A 16,407-nucleotide genomic window follows, 5' to 3' on the forward strand; every position below is an offset into this window, starting at 1 on the left:
GTTACACATGTAAATCTTTGATTCAGCGCAGCAGGTAAACGCTCAGTCCGATCAACCCACAACCGATCAACACTTCGATCACTCCGCGCTTGAACCGAAGCAAGGCAATGGCGGCCGCGATGGCGATCAACAGCGAGGGCCAATCCAGATGGCCGCTGAAGCCATTGGGCCACAGCACGTGGTAGCCAAAGAAGCACGCCAGATTAAGGATCACACCGACCACCGCCGCCGTAATCGCGGTCAGCGGTGCAGTGAATTTCATCTCGTTGTGGGTCGATTCCACCAGCGGGCCACCGGCAAGAATGAACAGGAAAGAAGGCAGGAAAGTGAACCAGGTCACCAGCGTGGCGGCGAGAGCGCCGGCGACAAAAGCCTGATCAGGGCCGAACACTTGATGGACATAGGCGCCGATAAAACCAACGAAGGCGACGACCATGATCAGTGGGCCTGGGGTGGTTTCGCCGAGGGCCAGGCCGTCGATCATCTGCGTCGGCGTCAGCCAGCCATAGTGGCCGACTGCACCCTGATACACATACGGCAGCACGGCGTAGGCGCCGCCAAATGTCAGCAACGCCGCCTTGGTGAAGAACCAGCTCATCTGCGTCAGCGTGCCTTCCCAGCCGAACAACGCGGCGAGCGTAGCCATCGGCAGCGCCCACAACACCGCGCCGATCAGGGCCAGGCGCGCGAGTTTCCAGGCGTTGAAACGGGCGTGTTCGGGAGGCGGTGTGTCGTCGTCGATCAGCGCCGGGCCGAATGTTTTTTTCGCGGCGCCGTGGCCGCCAGCCCTGAATTTTTCGGGGGCCAGTCGTCCGCCAAAATAACCCATGACCGCCGCGCTCAATACGATCAACGGAAACGGCACGTTCAGCACGAAAATGGCCACGAATGACGCGGCGGCGATGCCCCACATCCAGCCGTTTTTCAACGCTCGTGATCCAATTCGATGCGCCGCCTGCACCACAATTGCCGTCACCGCAGGCTTGATTCCATAAAACAGACCGGCCACCGCTGGCACTTCACCGAAGGCGATGTACACCCACGACAAGGCAATCAGGATGAACAGCGACGGCAGCACAAACAGCACGCCGGCGATCACGCCGCCCCAGGTGCGGTGCATCAGCCAGCCGATGTAAGTCGCCAGTTGCTGGGCCTCGGGGCCGGGCAGCAACATGCAATAGTTGAGCGCATGCAGAAAGCGTCGCTCGGAGATCCAGCGTCGGCGCTCGACCAGTTCCTGATGCATGATCGAAATCTGTCCGGCCGGCCCGCCAAAACTGATGAAGCCGAGCTTGAGCCAGAAGCGAAAGGCTTCGCGCAGACTGATGGCCTCAGGCTTGGATTGTTCTCCGACCGGCGATGGCGTGGGGCTCAAGCGGAGTTCCTTATGGCGAGTCGTTTTGAGTCAGTGACTGTAGCCATGCCCGGACGGTTTGGGTAGTCAGCCGTCGATTCGATTCAGACTGCTCAGTTCAGCACAAAATCCACGGGCTCCAGTGGCGGCGGCAACGGCGTCACACCCTGCGCTGCCAGAATGTCGCGCTCGATGGTGCGCACCAAAGCATCTGTGGGTAGCTGGTTTTCATCACCGCCGAACGGGTCTTCCAGTGCATCGGCAATCGCATCCAGACCGAAAAACGTATAACTGACAATGGCGGTGAAAACCGGGGTCATCCAACCCAGCGGTTCGGCCATGGCGAAGGGCAGCAAAATGCAGAACAGGTAAATGGTTCGGTGCAGCAGCAAGGTATAGGGGAAGGGCAGCGGCGTATTTTTGATCCGCTCACAGATGGCCTGGACTTGGGTCAGGCGGGTCAAATGGTTGGCCAGGAGCATGTAGCGCCATTCATTGATCGCGCCGGACTCGGCGAGCGCCGAACACTGATGACCGGCCTGCATCAAAATCCGCCCACAGAGATCGCCGGCATTGTCGTCGAGCGTCGCAGTGACCCAGGCAGCACTGGCCTTCAGTTCATTTTCCTTGCGCAGCCTGGCATTGAGGGCATGAGCGAAACCACACAGGTTGTTCAGGAGACTGTGGCGCTCATTCTGGTCCTTGAGGACCTGTGTTTCGCGCGCCATGGAGCGAATCTCCACCAGCATGTCGCCCCAGGCTTTGCGGGCTTCATACCAACGGTCGTAGCAGGCGTTGTTGCGAAAACTCATGAAGATCGACAGCGACAAACCCAGCAGCGTGAAGGGCGTTGCACTGACCTTGGAGAAATAGCTCGGGTGAGAAATTTCGACCAGCACGATAGCCGAGGCGAGCAGTGTGACCATCAGGGTGCGCCAGGCGATCCGCTTGGCAATCGAGCCCTTGAGGGATGTCAGGATGCCGATCAGGTTGGGTTTGGGTCTGACGATCATGGTGTTCGGCCTGAGCGAGAGCGGTGATGAGTAAGGCGTTCAACCGCCAGTCAGGTTCTTGAAGCGGCGCAGACTAGGAGTTACACATCATCGCGTCCAATCGTTATTAATGACCTCATGATCGACGCAATCTATGAAGAATGCTTACCCCGGAACAGTATCGCTCTGTCCCGGGTGATTGACCCAATCACTGCGCCCCAAACATCACCGTCCAGTAAATCCCCGCATCACTCTTCGGATCCGTCGCATAGGCTGCGCCCGCATCACGGAACTGCGGGTTCATCAGGTTGGCGCAATGACCGGGGCTGGCCAGCCAGCCGTCGACCACCTTGCGCACGGTGTCTTGCCCGGCGGCGATGTTTTCGCCGATTTGCTGAAAGTCGTAACCGGCCAGTTCCGCGCGGTCACCCGGTGTGCGGCCATCGCGGTCCTTGTGATCAAAGTAATTGTTGTTGGCCATGGACCGGGATTGGCTTTCAGCGGCGCTTCCCAATGTAGCGTTCCAGGTCAGCGGCGTGGCAGCGGCAAAGGATTGCGTGCCGCACTGGCGTGGACGGCTGCGGGCGGCGTTGAGTTCGGCCAGCAGTTTCTGGCCTTCGGCCTGCCAGTCGCCCAGGCGTGCGCTCAACAGTGGGCGGGCCACGACGATGCGCCAGTCGCGGTCCTGTCGGCTGACACCGATATCGACGAATTGCGGGTCAAGCACGATCTGGCAAAAACTTTCCTGGATCGCTTTCATCGCCGAAGCGGCATCACGCGGCCCGGTCAGGCTGATCGCCTGCACATTTTTCATGGGGTAACCCGCAGTCGCCATGGCCTGTTGCAGATTACCGATGCTGGTGGCGGACAACGCCAGTCGCGGATCAGCCGACAGCGGCGGCAGTTCCGACGAAACCTGACCGGCACAACGCTGCAACTGGCTGCGGTAGACATTGATCGATTCGATCAGCTGTGACTCGTCGCTGGCCACCGCGCTGGCGGCGAACAGCAGGCCCAGTGACAACCCGGCAAAGCGCATTGCGGCTGATGAAAAACGCATGGAAATCCCCCTTGAGCTGACTGCGCCCATGATGCGCGAAGTTGTACCCTCTAAGGCAATGGATTTTCCAGAATGTTGTGGGGGGGGTGCAATCATTTCACTACTACACTGAAGCGACACTGCCCATTGAGTTCAGCCGATCATGCGCCTGTCCTGGATTGCAACCTGCCTCGTTGTAACGCTGCTTGCCGGTCCGGCATTTGCCGAGGATCAAGAGCAAAAACAGAAAGTGGCCGAAGACAAGGCCCAGGTGCTTGAGAAAAAAGCCACCGAAGACCCGAGCCAGGCACCCGCGCCCAAGTCTGAAGCCATTACCCAGTCTGAAGTCCAGGCCGTGGACCCATCCGGCACCGCACCGATGGACGACGCGATCACCTGCCTGGCGCGTTCCATTTACTGGGAAGCCAAAGGCAAAGAGCCCACCGACATGGAAGCCGTCGCCAACGTGGTGATGAACCGCTTGGGGCACGAGGGTTTTCCGGACACGGTGTGCAAGGTGGTCAAGCAAGGCTCCGAGACCAAGAGCTGTCAGTTTTCCTGGTGGTGTGATGGCAAACCCGATACGGCTCAGGAAGAGGCGCATTACGCCATCGCCAAGGAAATTGCGCGCAAGGCACTCAACAAGCAACTGCCGGATCACACCCATGGCGCCCTGTATTTCCACGATCGGACGGTGAAGCCGGTCTGGGCCAAGGAGTACATCAATACGGTGGACATCGGCATGTTCCGGTTTTACAAACCCCATGATGGGGACGCGAAGTAACGGCGTTGATTCAAGGCCTGCCTGCTTAAAGAAATTAATCCAGACCCAAAACTGAAATGTTTTTGTTCTACAAGCTTCATGACAGCGCAACAGCGCAGAGACGTCATGGGCAGGGACAAAACATGAGTTGGGTGAAGGTCAGGAACACGCCGTCGATCAAGGCGCATCGGCGGATATTCGTTGCTCGGGCAACTATCCGGTGACCGTCCTGGTCACCGGCGCCGCCGGCTTTATCGGCTTTCACACCGCCAGGCGTTTGTGCCTGGACGGCCATCAAGTAGTCGGGATCGACAACCTCAACGACTATTACGACGTGGCGCTCAAGCAGGCGCGGCTTAACGAGCTGGAACGCCTGCCGGGTTTTCGTTTTCTGAAAATGGACATCGTCGATAAACCGGCCTTGATGGCGTTGTTTGACGATCAGCGATTTACTCAAGTAGTGCATCTGGCGGCCCAGGCCGGGGTGCGTTATTCGCTGGACAACCCCGATGTCTATGCGCAATCGAACCTGGTGGGTTTCCTCAATGTGCTGGAAGCCTGCCGGCATCATCGCCCTGAACATTTGATCTACGCATCGAGCAGTTCGGTGTACGGCAGCAACAGCAAAATGCCGTTCAAGGTCGAAGATACGGTCGACCATCCCGTTTCGTTGTATGCCGCCAGCAAGCGCGCCAATGAACTGCTGGCCCACAGCTATTGCCATTTGTACGGCCTCAAGGCGAGTGGCCTGCGCTTCTTTACGGTTTATGGACCGTGGGGGAGGCCGGACATGGCACCGTTCAAATTTACCGAGGCCATCCTTAAAGGCTTGCCCATCGACGTTTATAACCAGGGCCACATGGCGCGGGACTTTACCTACATCGACGACATCGTCGAAAGCATCGTCCGCTTGCGCACGCGTCCGCCGGTGGTGGGCGCATCGGGCGAGGGGCGCAACCGCCTGTTCAATATCGGTCGCGGTGAGCCCATGGCGTTGCTGGATTTCATCGAGTGCCTGGAATCGGCTTTGGACAGACAGGCCCGGCGCAACTTCATGCCGATGCAGGCCGGTGACGTAGTCAAGACCTGGGCCGATGTGTCAGCGCTAGCCGAATGGGTCGACTTTCGCCCGCAGGTGGCGGTTGAAACCGGGGTTGGAGAGTTTGTTAATTGGTATCGCCAGTTCTATCAGTTATGAACCATTGGCCATTGATAAAAAAAGCAGAGGGTAATGCTCAGTTAAACCTGGGCACACAGCAATCCCTGTGGGGAGCTCGCTCCCTCAGGTTTAGTGTTTTAACTGATCAGCATTGGGCAAAAGAGGGCTTCTATGAGCAATGAAATTTTTGTATCGGTACTGATTCCAGCAAAGAACGAAGCGAACAACCTCAAGCCTTTGCTGGAAGAAATTCGCGTGGCGTTGGCCGACGAGTCTTACGAAATTATCGTCGTCGACGATGGCAGCACCGATGCGACCTTGCACGAACTGCGGCAGATCAGAAACAGCGGGCTGAATGCGTTGCGCATCCTGCATCACGAGCGCTCGCTGGGGCAAAGCACCTCGCTCTACCACGCTGCGCGCGAGGCGCGTGGGCAATGGCTGGCGACCCTTGATGGCGACGGGCAAAACGACCCGGCGGACATTCCGGGTATGTTGGCACTGGTGCGCCGGGAGCCGGGGAACGCCGACCTGCAACTGGTGGCCGGTCACCGGGTCAATCGCCGCGACACCGCGAGCAAACGCTGGGCGTCGCGCTTCGCCAATGGTTTGCGCAGCCGTCTGCTCAAAGACGCCACGCCTGACACGGGCTGCGGCTTGAAACTGATTCAGCGCGCGGCATTCTTGCGCCTGCCGTACTTCGATCATATGCATCGATACATTCCTGCACTGATTCAGCGCCATAACGGCCGAATGGTTGTTCACCCGGTCAACCACCGGCACCGCACCGCCGGGGTATCCAAATACGGCAACCTCGACCGTGCGCTGGTCGGCATTCTCGACCTGATCGGTGTCTGGTGGCTGATCAAACGCACCCGTTTGAACACCCACGCCCAGGAGCTCGACGGATGATCATGTCTCGCGAGGTTCTGTGGCTGGTGATCGGCTTTGCGGGCCAGATCGCGTTTACCGGGCGCTTTGTCCTGCAGTGGCTGTACAGCGAATACAAAAAGCGCAGCGTGATTCCGGTGAGCTTCTGGTACTTGAGCATTGTCGGCAGCACCTTGCTGTTCGCCTACGCCATTTACCGCCAGGACCCGGTGTTCATCGCCGGTCAGGCCTTTGGTTCCATCGTGTATTTGCGCAACCTGCAACTGATCGCCAAAAGCAAACATCTCAAGGAATAAATCATGCGCCGAACCCTGTCGCCCCGGGTTGAATGCCTCGGGTTGATGCTGCTTGCCTTGCTGTTGATCGGCGCGGGTCTGGGACTGCGTCAGGCGCAGAACGTCGATGAGGAACGTTTTCTTGGCGTGGCGCTGGAGATGCTGCAGAACGGTTCCTGGCTGATTCCCCATCGCGCTGGCGAGATCTACGGCGACAAACCGCCGATTTTCATGTGGACGGTGGCGTTCTTTGTCTGGCTTACCGGCAAGCCCAACATCGCGTTGTACATTCCGGGGCTGTTTTCGGCGGTGACGGTCACGGCGATGGTCTACGACCTGGGTCGCCGGCTGTGGCACCAGCGCATCGGGCGCACGGCTGCGTTGTTGTACCTGGCCACCTATCAGACCTATAGCATTCTGCGCACCGGGCAGATCGACAGCTTTTTGATTCTGTTCTCCACGCTGGGCCTGTACGGCTTGGCCCGTCATTTGTTGCTGGGGCCGGCCTGGCGCTGGTTTTACGTGGGTTGCGCCGCGATGGGCATCGGGGTGATCACCAAAGGCGTGGGCTTTCTCCCGGCGCTGATGCTGATCCCGTATGCCTATGCGGTACGCAAGGATTGGCCGGGCGTGGTGGCGATGCCGGGTGAAGCGCGAAAGTGGCTACTCGGCTTGCTGGTGATGTTGGCGGCCATCGCGATCTGGCTTCTGCCCCTGGCCGTGTCCATCGCGCTCAATGGCGCTGCGGACGAGGTGGCTTACGCGCGGGAGATCCTTTTGCGCCAGACCGCCGGGCGCTACGCAAACGCGTGGCATCACCGGGAACCGTTCTGGTACTTCTTCACCAACGTCATTCCGCAATACTGGCTGCCGTTGGTGCTGGTCTTGCCGTGGCTCGTGCCGGCCTGGCGCCGGCAGCTGCAAAAGCGCGATGGCCGGGTGCTGGTGCTGCTGGGTTGGGTGACACTGGTGGTGCTGTTCTTTTGCATCAGTGCCGGCAAGCGCAAGTTGTATATCTACCCGGCGCTGCCGGCATTGGTGCTGGCAGCCGCGCCGTTGATGCCCTGGCTGCTCAAACGCTGGTTCCATCAGCGACCGCACTTGCGCCGCGTACTTGCAGTGCTGATCGCCAGCTGGTTCGTACTCTGGTTCGCCCGGGGTTTTATCGAACCGGTCAAGGACGGCGCCAACCCTGATCAGGCGATCATGGCGCAGGCCGCGACCATGACCCACGGCGCGGATCTGGTGCTGGTCAATTGGGAAGAGGGGCACTGGTTGTTCGCCCGCCAACCGATCGTGCATTTCGGCATGGACAACTCAACGGTCGAGAAAGCCGCGCAATGGCTGCGTCAACACCCGCAGGCTTACGCATTGGTGGCGAACGAAATCCTTGGCCAGTGCTTCAACCCCGAGGCGGCGCATGAGCTGGGTGAAAACGCTCGGGCGCAATGGTCGATCGTGGGTGCGGATGCGGATAACGGCCAATGCCATCCGCAGATGCCAGCCAAGGCCTATCGATTCATCTGGACGCCATTCGCCGTGAATTGATCAAGGGCAGTTCAGCCAGCGCTGTCGCTGTGGGAGCGAGCCTGCTCGCGATGGAGGTTAACGATAACGCGTGTTTGAAGGATAAACGCGTTGCCCTTGAGCCCATCGCGAGCTCGCTCCTACAGGGTGTGCGGTGGCTCCATCGTGGTGCTTTTATTGGCTTCAGGGTGAAGCCGTGTCATGGGCTTCTATCAGCGTTGTCCTTTTTAAATCAAACAGATAACCGTGCGCCTGTGCGCCAGCTCAAACGTGGCACGCACATTGCTGCATCCTTACTGCACCTGTTCTGGTGCGATTGATCCGGGACGACCCGGAGGCCTCTTGGCTCTGCGATATCTGGACGACCAGGTGACATTTTGACTAAACATCAGGAGGTTACTTATGGCGCCCACGCCCCGCACCGTCCCTCATATAGCCAGTGCGCACTCAGCATTCAAAACATTGCCCCTCGTGGATATACAGGGTCTGTCTTCGGCCAGTGAAACCGAGCGTATCGAAACCGCCGCCGAATTGGGACGGGCGGCTTCGCAAGCGGGTTTTCTGTATGTCACTGGGCACGGCATCGACCCGACCATCATCAGCCGCCTCAAGCAGCGAACAATCGAGTATTTCGCGCAGTCGCCGGAACAAAAGATGCAGGATTACATCGGGCTATCGAGCAATCACAGCGGCTATGTGCCGGAAGGCGAGGAACAATTCGTCGAGGGCAGTATTGATCACAAGGAAGCGTTCGATGTCGGTTTCGATTACCTGTTGTCGCAAGGAACGCGACCGATGCTGGGTGCCAATCGCTGGCCGGCGTTGCCGGGCTTCAAGCAAGACATCAAGGCCTACTACGACGCGGTATTCAGCCTCAACCTAACGCTTTTTCGAGGCTTCGCACTGGCCTTGGGACTGGCGGAAAACACCTTCAGCCGATGGGTCAATAATCCGCCCAGTCAACTGCGCTTGATCCATTATCCGTTCGCGCCGGATGCGCCAGTGGATCGTCCTGGTATCGGCGCTCACACCGACTATGAGTGCTTCACCATTCTGCTGCCGACCGCGCCGGGACTTGAAGTGTTGAACGGCGCAGGGCAGTGGATCGATGTGCCGATAGTGGAGGGGGCATTTGTCATCAACATCGGCGACATGATGGAAGTGCTGAGCAACGGCAACTATGTCGCTACGGCACATAGGGTGCGTAAAGTCGCCGAGGAGCGTTACTCGTTCCCGATGTTTTGTACCTGTGATTACGACACGATCATCGAGCCTGTCGCGACGCTGGTCGATCCGGCAACGCCCAGCCGCTACAGCCCGATGTCCTGTGGCGAGCATCTGTACGCGCAAACCCTGCAGACGTTTCGCTACCTCAAGCAGCGGGTGGCCTGTGGTGAATTGCGCTTGCCAGAAGGGGCAAAAGGTTTGTCCTCCTATGGTCGCTCTGCCAACGCCATGGAGGTTTGATATGCACCTCACTGAACTCGTCGCGCAGTACGCGCAACGACCGGCGCAAGGCGTTCCTGACTGGATGCTCGGCTTTTACAAGCGCCGGGCAATCAGCTTTGCCAACGGCCTGACTGATACACAGACTCACGTGTGCTGGTTTCAAAGCCGTAACTTCACCATCGATTTACGCCTGCCCCTTGAAGATCGCCAAGTGCCGGCCAAACCGTTATCGGCACACAGCGCCCAGGACTTACAGATTCTTGCCAACTATGAGGGCTGGGAAGCCTTGTGTTCATGGGAGGGCGAAACCCTCAGTTGGCACACCGACACGTCCTTGCAGGTGCACAACCGCTGGCCGGAACCTGCAGTGTTGAAGCGTATTGGTAACTGCATGATCGAGTTCGCGCCCAGCGGTGCTTATGTCGAAGACTGGCGTCTGCAATTGTCAGCACCTGGCGCATTGATCGGCTTGCGGCTGCTGGAGGAAAAGCAGCTCGAAACGGGCAGCGTGCGCCATCGCGGTGGCGGCCTGATCGTCTGTGGTGGATACGCGGCAATGGTGCTGGGGCGCGCCGATCCACTTGAGAGCGGTTTGCCCCTGCGAGAGCTGGTCTCGCGCCACGTCGATGATCCGCAATGGCTCAACGGTGCGTTCAACTTCGAAACGTCGGTGGCCCAGGGTTCACTCGATGACGGCTACCAGATCACGCTTTCGACCTGTGCCGCGCGGGTGGGCCAGCCGCTGATCCCGCTGGATGGTTTCGAACGCCAGGCTGACGGCATTCATGTCATCCAGCGATTGCTGGTCGACGGCATGGCCTGCGAACGCCTGTTCATCATTGATACGCTGGAACCGTGTATCAGCTTCACCCAGGCCACCGGATTCAGCAGCAGTGCCGCGCAATGGTATGAGCGCGAATCCCCGACATTGAGCCGCTACACCCAGCCGCTCGTTTGAACTGAACGTGTCACCCCATTCATAACCCGTGAGGTTTCCATGAAGGCATTCTCGTGCGTGTTTTATCGTTTTGCAGCCGTGTTGCTGGCGCTGTCCTGTCTCGCTTTCGGTGCCTCTGCGGCCGAGAAAAAACAGGAGTTCAAGGTGGCTTGGTCGATCTATTCCGGCTGGATGCCGTGGGGCTATGCCAGTGAACATGGAATCATCGACAAATGGGCGAAAAAGTACGGGATCAAAATCGAGCTGGTTCAGCTCAATGACTACATCGAATCCATCAACCAGTATGCCGCTGGCGCTTTCGATGCTTGCGGCATGACCAACATGGATGCCTTGACCATTCCGAGCGCCAATGGCGTGGACACCACGGGGCTGATTCTCGGTGATTACTCCAACGGCAACGACGCGATCGTCCTCAAGCACGGCAAGACCTTTGCTGACATCAAGGGCCAGCAAGTCAATCTGGTGGAACTGTCGGTCTCTGACTACTTGATGTCCCGGGCCCTGGATATTCATGGGCTGAGCCAGCGCGACATCAAGATCATGAACACCTCGGATGCCGACGCGGTGGCCTCTTTCGGCACCTCGGGCGTGACAGCCGCGGCGCTGTGGAACCCGCAGCTGAGCATGGTGATGAAACAATCACCGACGGCGGTGCAGGTCTTTACCTCCAGGGAAATTCCGGGGGAAATCATCGACATGATGGCGGTCAACACCGAAACACTTGCGGCTAACCCGGAACTGGGCAAGGCTCTGGTAGGGGCATGGTTCGAGACCTTGCAATTGATGTCTGGCGACAATGGCCAGGCCATCGCTGCACGCACTTCAATGGCCGAGCGCTCGGGCACTGACTTGAAGGGGTATGAGGATCAACTCACGCAAACCATGCTGTTCTATACGCCAGCTACGGCCTTCGATTTCGCCAACTCCGATGCCATCCGCCACACCATGGACAAGGTGCGTTCCTTCTCCTTCGCCAAGGGCTTACTCGGGCAGGCAGCCACCAGTGCGGATGCGGTGGGCATGCAGTTCGCCGATGGCTCGACCCTGGGCGACAAGAACAACATCAAACTGCGTTTCGACACCCGATACGTGAACATGGCGATGGCCAACCAGCTCTGAAACGGTTGCGGGGAATGTAGGCGCGAGCTTGCTCGCGATGGACTCTAGGGCGACGCGTGTATTCACAAAGCACGCGTTATCGTTAACGCCCATCGCGAGCAAGCTCGCTCCTACAGGGGCTTGCTGTTAAAACTTCGCATAATTCAACGCATCAACAATCGCCGAGCCGCCAATACCGGTCAGTGACAACAGCAGCGCCCTGATCAGCGGATCTTCGGAGTAACGCGAAAACGAGCCGGTATTGAGCGTCGCCACGCGCTCGCGGATCATTTTGAACTTGCCGTAGCAGGGCGTCGTTTCGGCAGTTTCCAGCAGGTAATCATCGAGTCGCCGCAACGCCAGGGTGCGGGCTTTTTCCGCAGCCCGTCGCAGTGACAGCGCGGAGGTGAGCAGCAGCAACGCCGTCAGTAAATAGGAAATCATCATGCTGGGCGGTGTCGGCCAGTTATCGAACAGGCTGCTGCGCGAGGCCAGCAGGATCAACATCACCACCGTCGGCGCATAGATCAGCCGGTTGACCGCCGAGGTGCGCTTGGCGATCAGTTGCAAATCCACCCACTCATCGATGCAGGGATGCTTGAGCGTGCCGAAGATTTTTTTGTGCTCGGCCTGCAACGTTCCCGGCCAGATCGCGTGGTGCTCGCTGAGATGACGGATGAAGCGCGTCAGCAAAAGATTGGCGTCCATGACCCAGAACACCAGCACCTGGAACGTCAGGGTCGGGATCAGCCAGCTCACCATCCACCACATCGATTCGCCACGAACGGGCATGCCCTCCATTGGCCAGACCACATACAGCACGCTGGTCACCACCACATACAGCCAGGTAGCGAGTATCGCCCGCAGCATTCGCGCACCGAATGAACCGCAGATGCAATGCTCGCCCCAGAAGCGCGCTATGGAGATCATCTTGCGTCCGTCTGCGCAATTGACCTGGGCCGATGCGCAGGGTTTTGACCAGTCTTCGCTGGCGCTCATGAGCGGGAAGAAAATCAGCAGTAACCAGTGGCCCAGTTCGTTGCACCAGCGCCGCACGCTCCAGCCTTTGCCACGGCGAATCAACCGGCGAACCTGGCCCCCTAACGTCATCTCGTATTTGCGCATGTGCAGGCGCAAATGGAAGGCGGTTTCGATTTCGGCGCGGTTGACGCGCAACTTGCGCCAGCCCCAGGCCAACGCCGAAAGCGATATCAGTGCCGCCAACAGCCGCAGTGCCACGGTCGGCCAGGCACTGATGCCTTCGAAGAGAAACATGGGCTCGCCGAGGCCGTTGTCGGTCAAAGTGCTGCGCATTTGGTAGGCGAGCATCAACGCCAGAATGAACACCACCAACGGCACCACGATGTACCACGTGCGGGAGTCGTAGGGGCCAGGGCTCACGCTGGTCATCGGGTCCTGGGCAAGGGCCAGTTTTCTCGTGGAGCGTCGGGTCAGGTTGGATGAAATGATGCCCAGCAAAATCAGCACGAAGGTGAACCAGAGGAATTCCGCGTGCCAGAACCGCGTGGCGATAAAGGCGCAGCCCGCCGCGACCATGAACAAGGTAATCGGCACGCCACGCACCCACGCCAGCCGGGTGTCGTGATCATCCTGCGGGCCTTCGATTCGCCACCAGACAATAAAACCGGCGATCAACAGCAGCGTGAATGTCAGCGGTCCTGCCCAGAAAAACGATTGGGTCTGTTTGAAGCGCTCGCGAATTGACTGGGACGGTTCGGGGTACGGCGGTGGCGACGGGTCCTGAAGGCAGCGCAGGGCCATGAGGTCGTGAGGGCGTATGCCGCGCTCGGACTGCGACAGTGTCGGGGCTTCGCAACTGGAGGGGCGTGTTGCGCTCAGCCGGGTTGCCAGCGGGATGAAGCCGCTGATGCCGATTTCATAGATGCCCGGCGAGAGCAGCTCCGACTTGGAATAGTCGAACTTCGCGCGCTTGGCTTCGAAGGATTGTGGTGCCAACGCGGCCAGCACCGAGATAAACACGGCACTTTGCAGGCTGTCGCGAAACGGCGGTACATCCTGTTGCAGGGCGCGAGTCAGGGTCAGGCCGTACGGGGCGGCAAGGATCAGGTTGCGCGTGGTTTGCGCCTGGCCCCGTTGCAACATGCGGGCGTCGAGATCGGTGGAAAAGTACAGCTTGTACGGCATCCGGCTCTTCAGCGCCTGCAACACCAGGAGTTTGTCGTAGGCATCGACACCCAATATGCCAATGGCTCCGATGCCGCTTTCGCCGTTGCGGCGATAGGTTTCGTCTTCGCTGGCGATGTGATCGGCGAGGCGTCGCAGATAGTCGAGCTGGGAATTGCCGTCGGATTTCTCCAGCGGGCTGAGGTCGATTGGGGCATTGCCCGTGGCGTTCTTGGTCGCATCAGCGCTGGCAGGTTTATCGGTGCTCGCCGATTCATCAGGCAGGCGTCCGTCCAGACCGCGTAAATAGCTGAAGCGCAAAATCCATTGATCCACCGCTGCGCGCTGGTTTTTTTCGCCATCGCCCAGATGCGCGTCTTTGGCTACTTGCAACTTGAAGCTTTCGATCAGTGCGCGGCTGTAGAAACTGTCCCACTCGGAAATCAAGGCGATGCGGTTGCCATTGCGGCGCAAGTTGCGGCGACAGGGGGAACCGATCCGTTGCAGTGTGCCATCGCTGCAACGCACGCCGGCGGCCGGGTCTACGCGGCGTAATTTCAGTTCCTCCAGCATCAGTTGGGTCATGGTGCCGTCGTCGCTGACCGTGCGCAGCAACTTCATGGATTCGCGGGTTGCCAGCGGCGGCGATAGCTTTTGGTAACCGCGATCCAGCGTCTCGTTATCGGCAGTGGCCAGCGGCGAGTAGATTTCCACGGTCGGCGTCGCTTTGCCGATGTCCTGGTCCTGGAACATGTCCCGCAAAACCGTCGACGTGGAAGGGCCGATGACTTTCAGGACGGCATTGGCCGCAGGCTCGGAGCAGGCTGTTGGCGTGCAGGCCGAGGCGACTTTATGGGTCAGCGTCTGGCGCAGGGTTTCCAGTTGTTGCAGTGGTGTCGGGCCGAGGGCGTCCTGTTTCAGCCAGAACACAATGGTGCGGTCGGGGGGCGCAGACATGCCTTCGAGTGCGGTCGGCGGATCGAAGGGGTTGGACACGAACACTTCATAGGGCGCATCGACGAAGCCGGTTTTTTGCGGTGCATCGAGCGACAGGTTGTCGGCAAGCCGCAAGCAGTGGATGTACTGCTCCTGGTCCGGCACCCGGTGGGAATTCTTGAAGCCTGCCAGCAACGCATAACGAATGCGTCGCCGCCGTTCGACCTCATCGGCATAAGGGCCGCCCTCGACCAGCGCGACCATGATGTCGGGTGCCGGTTTGGCACCGGACAGGGGCGAGAGTTCGGGGCTGCAAACGTTCTCGACATCCGGGTTTTTGCTGTCGATGAGTTTTTTTCGATAGCGCTCCACGGCATCGAAAGGGTCCTGCCACAGCCGTGCTTCGATGGGCAGTTGTGCCTGGAACTGTGCACCGACGGGGCGCGGTTCAAGGAAGGGATCGCGGTTGAGGGCGAACATCGATATCACCAGACTCAGGATGACCGCACTGCCTGGCAACCAGAAGGCCAGATTGGTGCCCGAACCCTTGCTGTCCATGGCCTGTGCCTCTTGATTTCGGCCAACTGTGTACAGTTATGTATAGACCTGATTAGTGAATGGGGCTGGCGTATATGAACGATGGTCTGCCCGATTTGCCGTCTGCCGGTTATTTGTTTGGTGCGCTAACGGTCGGCGTACACTGCGGCTCCATGACTTCATAAACGGTCATGCAGCGTTTACGGTCATTTGAGACAACCGCCATGCACCCCATCGGACTCATCGTTTACCCCGGTTTCCAGGTGCTGGGCCTGGCCATGTGCGCCACGTTCGAGTTGGCCAACAGTGCCATGGAAGAGCCGGTGTACAGCATCGCCTTGCTGTCCGAACACGGCGGCATGGTGCAGACCTCCGCCGGATTTTCGGTCGAAACCAAAGCGTTTGATCAGCAGCCGTTCGATACGCTGCTGGTGATGGGCGATAACCTGATTTGTCCGACATCGGCGGGGATGGTGGATTTTCTGCGCCACGCCGGCCAATCCACCCGACGCCTGGGTTCGATCTGCACCGGCGCCATTGCCTTGGCCGAAGCCGGTTTGCTGGATGGGCGAAGGGCGACTACGCATTGGTGCCATGCCGCGTCTTTGCAGCGCACATATCCGAAGGTGAAGGTCGAAGAAGATCGCATCTTTATCAACGATGGCCACATCTGGACCGCTGCGGGCATGAGTGCCTGTGTCGATCTGGCGCTGGCGCTGGTGGAGAAAGATCTGGGTGCCGAAGTAGCGCGGCGGGTGGCTCGACAACTGGTGGTGTATCACCGCCGGGCCGGCGGGCAGTCGCAGTTTTCGGTGATGCTCGAACTGGAGCCCAAGACCGACCGCATCCAGGCTGCGCTCAGCTATGCCAAGCAAAACCTCAAGGCCGAGTTATCGGTCGAGGAGTTGGCCAACGCTGCCCATCTCAGCCCTCGCCAGTTCAGTCGGGTGTTTCATGCCGAAACTGGTCAATCGCCGGCCAAGGCCATCGAAAGCCTTCGGGTGGAGTCGGCCAGGCTGATGATGGAAACGGGTCGGCACTCCATCGATGTGGTGGCGACCGAAACCGGTTTTGGCGACCGGGAGCGGATGCGTCGGGCATTTCTTCGCGCATTCGGCCAGCCGCCCCAAGTCATCCAGCGCGCCAACCGAGGACCCATGTAGGCGCTGGCGCAGGCTGCGCCTACAGGTTTGGTATGTCCTAAAAGGTGGTGTATACGACATTTAAGACTGAATATTATTGCCGTAATCTTGATCTCGTTGGAACCCAATCCCCTAATGAGAT

General features: G+C 59.1%; 13 protein-coding genes. 9 read left to right on the top strand and 4 right to left on the bottom strand.

Features of this window, described 5'->3' with window-relative positions; genetic code table 11:
* Positions 1-22: 22 nt before the first annotated feature.
* From chrA to KUF73_RS17215, 3 genes are all read right to left on the bottom strand, one after another.
* On the bottom strand, positions 23-1,375 hold the full coding sequence (gene chrA, locus KUF73_RS17205) for a chromate efflux transporter (RefSeq protein ID WP_218439254.1): 1,353 nt from the start codon (positions 1,373-1,375) through the stop codon (positions 23-25).
* Positions 1,376-1,467: 92 nt separating this feature from the next.
* Positions 1,468-2,367 (bottom strand): bestrophin family protein, encoded by a 900-nt coding sequence (locus tag KUF73_RS17210; protein ID WP_218439255.1) that lies wholly within the window; start codon positions 2,365-2,367, stop codon positions 1,468-1,470.
* A gap of 187 nt (positions 2,368-2,554) precedes the next feature.
* A complete protein-coding gene (locus KUF73_RS17215) occupies positions 2,555-3,406 on the bottom strand; it encodes a CAP domain-containing protein (RefSeq protein WP_218439256.1) in 852 nt (283 codons plus the stop codon).
* A gap of 142 nt (positions 3,407-3,548) precedes the next feature.
* On the opposite strand from KUF73_RS17215, the gene KUF73_RS17220 reads away from it, so the two are divergent.
* The 8 genes from KUF73_RS17220 to KUF73_RS17255 all read left to right on the top strand — a co-directional run bounded on the left by KUF73_RS17220 (position 3,549) and on the right by KUF73_RS17255 (position 11,526).
* Positions 3,549-4,169 (top strand): cell wall hydrolase, encoded by a 621-nt coding sequence (locus KUF73_RS17220; RefSeq protein WP_218439257.1) that lies wholly within the window; start codon positions 3,549-3,551, stop codon positions 4,167-4,169.
* A 199-nt stretch (positions 4,170-4,368) separates the two neighbouring features.
* Entirely contained in the window at positions 4,369-5,346 is a 978-nt protein-coding gene (locus KUF73_RS17225) for an SDR family NAD(P)-dependent oxidoreductase (protein WP_218439378.1), read from the top strand.
* 132 nt (positions 5,347-5,478) lie between these two features.
* Positions 5,479-6,219: a glycosyltransferase family 2 protein gene (locus KUF73_RS17230; RefSeq protein ID WP_218439258.1), complete on the top strand. Its 741-nt coding sequence runs from the start codon at positions 5,479-5,481 to the stop codon at positions 6,217-6,219.
* The gene (locus tag KUF73_RS17235) at positions 6,216-6,494 is read left to right on the top strand and encodes a lipid-A-disaccharide synthase N-terminal domain-containing protein (protein WP_218439259.1); all 279 of its coding nucleotides are present in this window, start codon (positions 6,216-6,218) and stop codon (positions 6,492-6,494) included. Before KUF73_RS17230 ends, KUF73_RS17235 begins: the two co-directional genes overlap by 4 nt.
* 3 nt (positions 6,495-6,497) lie before the next feature.
* Positions 6,498-8,021 (top strand): glycosyltransferase family 39 protein, encoded by a 1,524-nt coding sequence (locus tag KUF73_RS17240; protein WP_218439260.1) that lies wholly within the window; start codon positions 6,498-6,500, stop codon positions 8,019-8,021.
* 381 nt (positions 8,022-8,402) lie between these two features.
* Positions 8,403-9,467 (top strand): isopenicillin N synthase family oxygenase, encoded by a 1,065-nt coding sequence (locus KUF73_RS17245; protein WP_218439261.1) that lies wholly within the window; start codon positions 8,403-8,405, stop codon positions 9,465-9,467.
* Position 9,468: 1 nt separating this feature from the next.
* The gene (locus KUF73_RS17250; RefSeq protein WP_218439262.1) at positions 9,469-10,407 is read left to right on the top strand and encodes a hypothetical protein; all 939 of its coding nucleotides are present in this window, start codon (positions 9,469-9,471) and stop codon (positions 10,405-10,407) included.
* Positions 10,408-10,446: 39 nt separating this feature from the next.
* On the top strand, positions 10,447-11,526 hold the full coding sequence (locus tag KUF73_RS17255; protein ID WP_218439263.1) for a putative urea ABC transporter substrate-binding protein: 1,080 nt from the start codon (positions 10,447-10,449) through the stop codon (positions 11,524-11,526).
* A gap of 126 nt (positions 11,527-11,652) precedes the next feature.
* Here the strand turns inward: KUF73_RS17255 and KUF73_RS17260 are convergent, their stop codons facing one another.
* Positions 11,653-15,144, bottom strand: coding sequence for a hypothetical protein (locus tag KUF73_RS17260; protein ID WP_218439264.1), 3,492 nt, complete (start codon positions 15,142-15,144; stop codon positions 11,653-11,655).
* 203 nt (positions 15,145-15,347) lie between these two features.
* On the opposite strand from KUF73_RS17260, the gene KUF73_RS17265 reads away from it, so the two are divergent.
* Positions 15,348-16,286: a GlxA family transcriptional regulator gene (locus KUF73_RS17265; protein WP_218439265.1), complete on the top strand. Its 939-nt coding sequence runs from the start codon at positions 15,348-15,350 to the stop codon at positions 16,284-16,286.
* Positions 16,287-16,407: the final 121 nt, after the last annotated feature.

Source organism: Pseudomonas sp. PD9R (assembly GCF_019200975.1).
Classification (GTDB): domain Bacteria; phylum Pseudomonadota; class Gammaproteobacteria; order Pseudomonadales; family Pseudomonadaceae; genus Aquipseudomonas.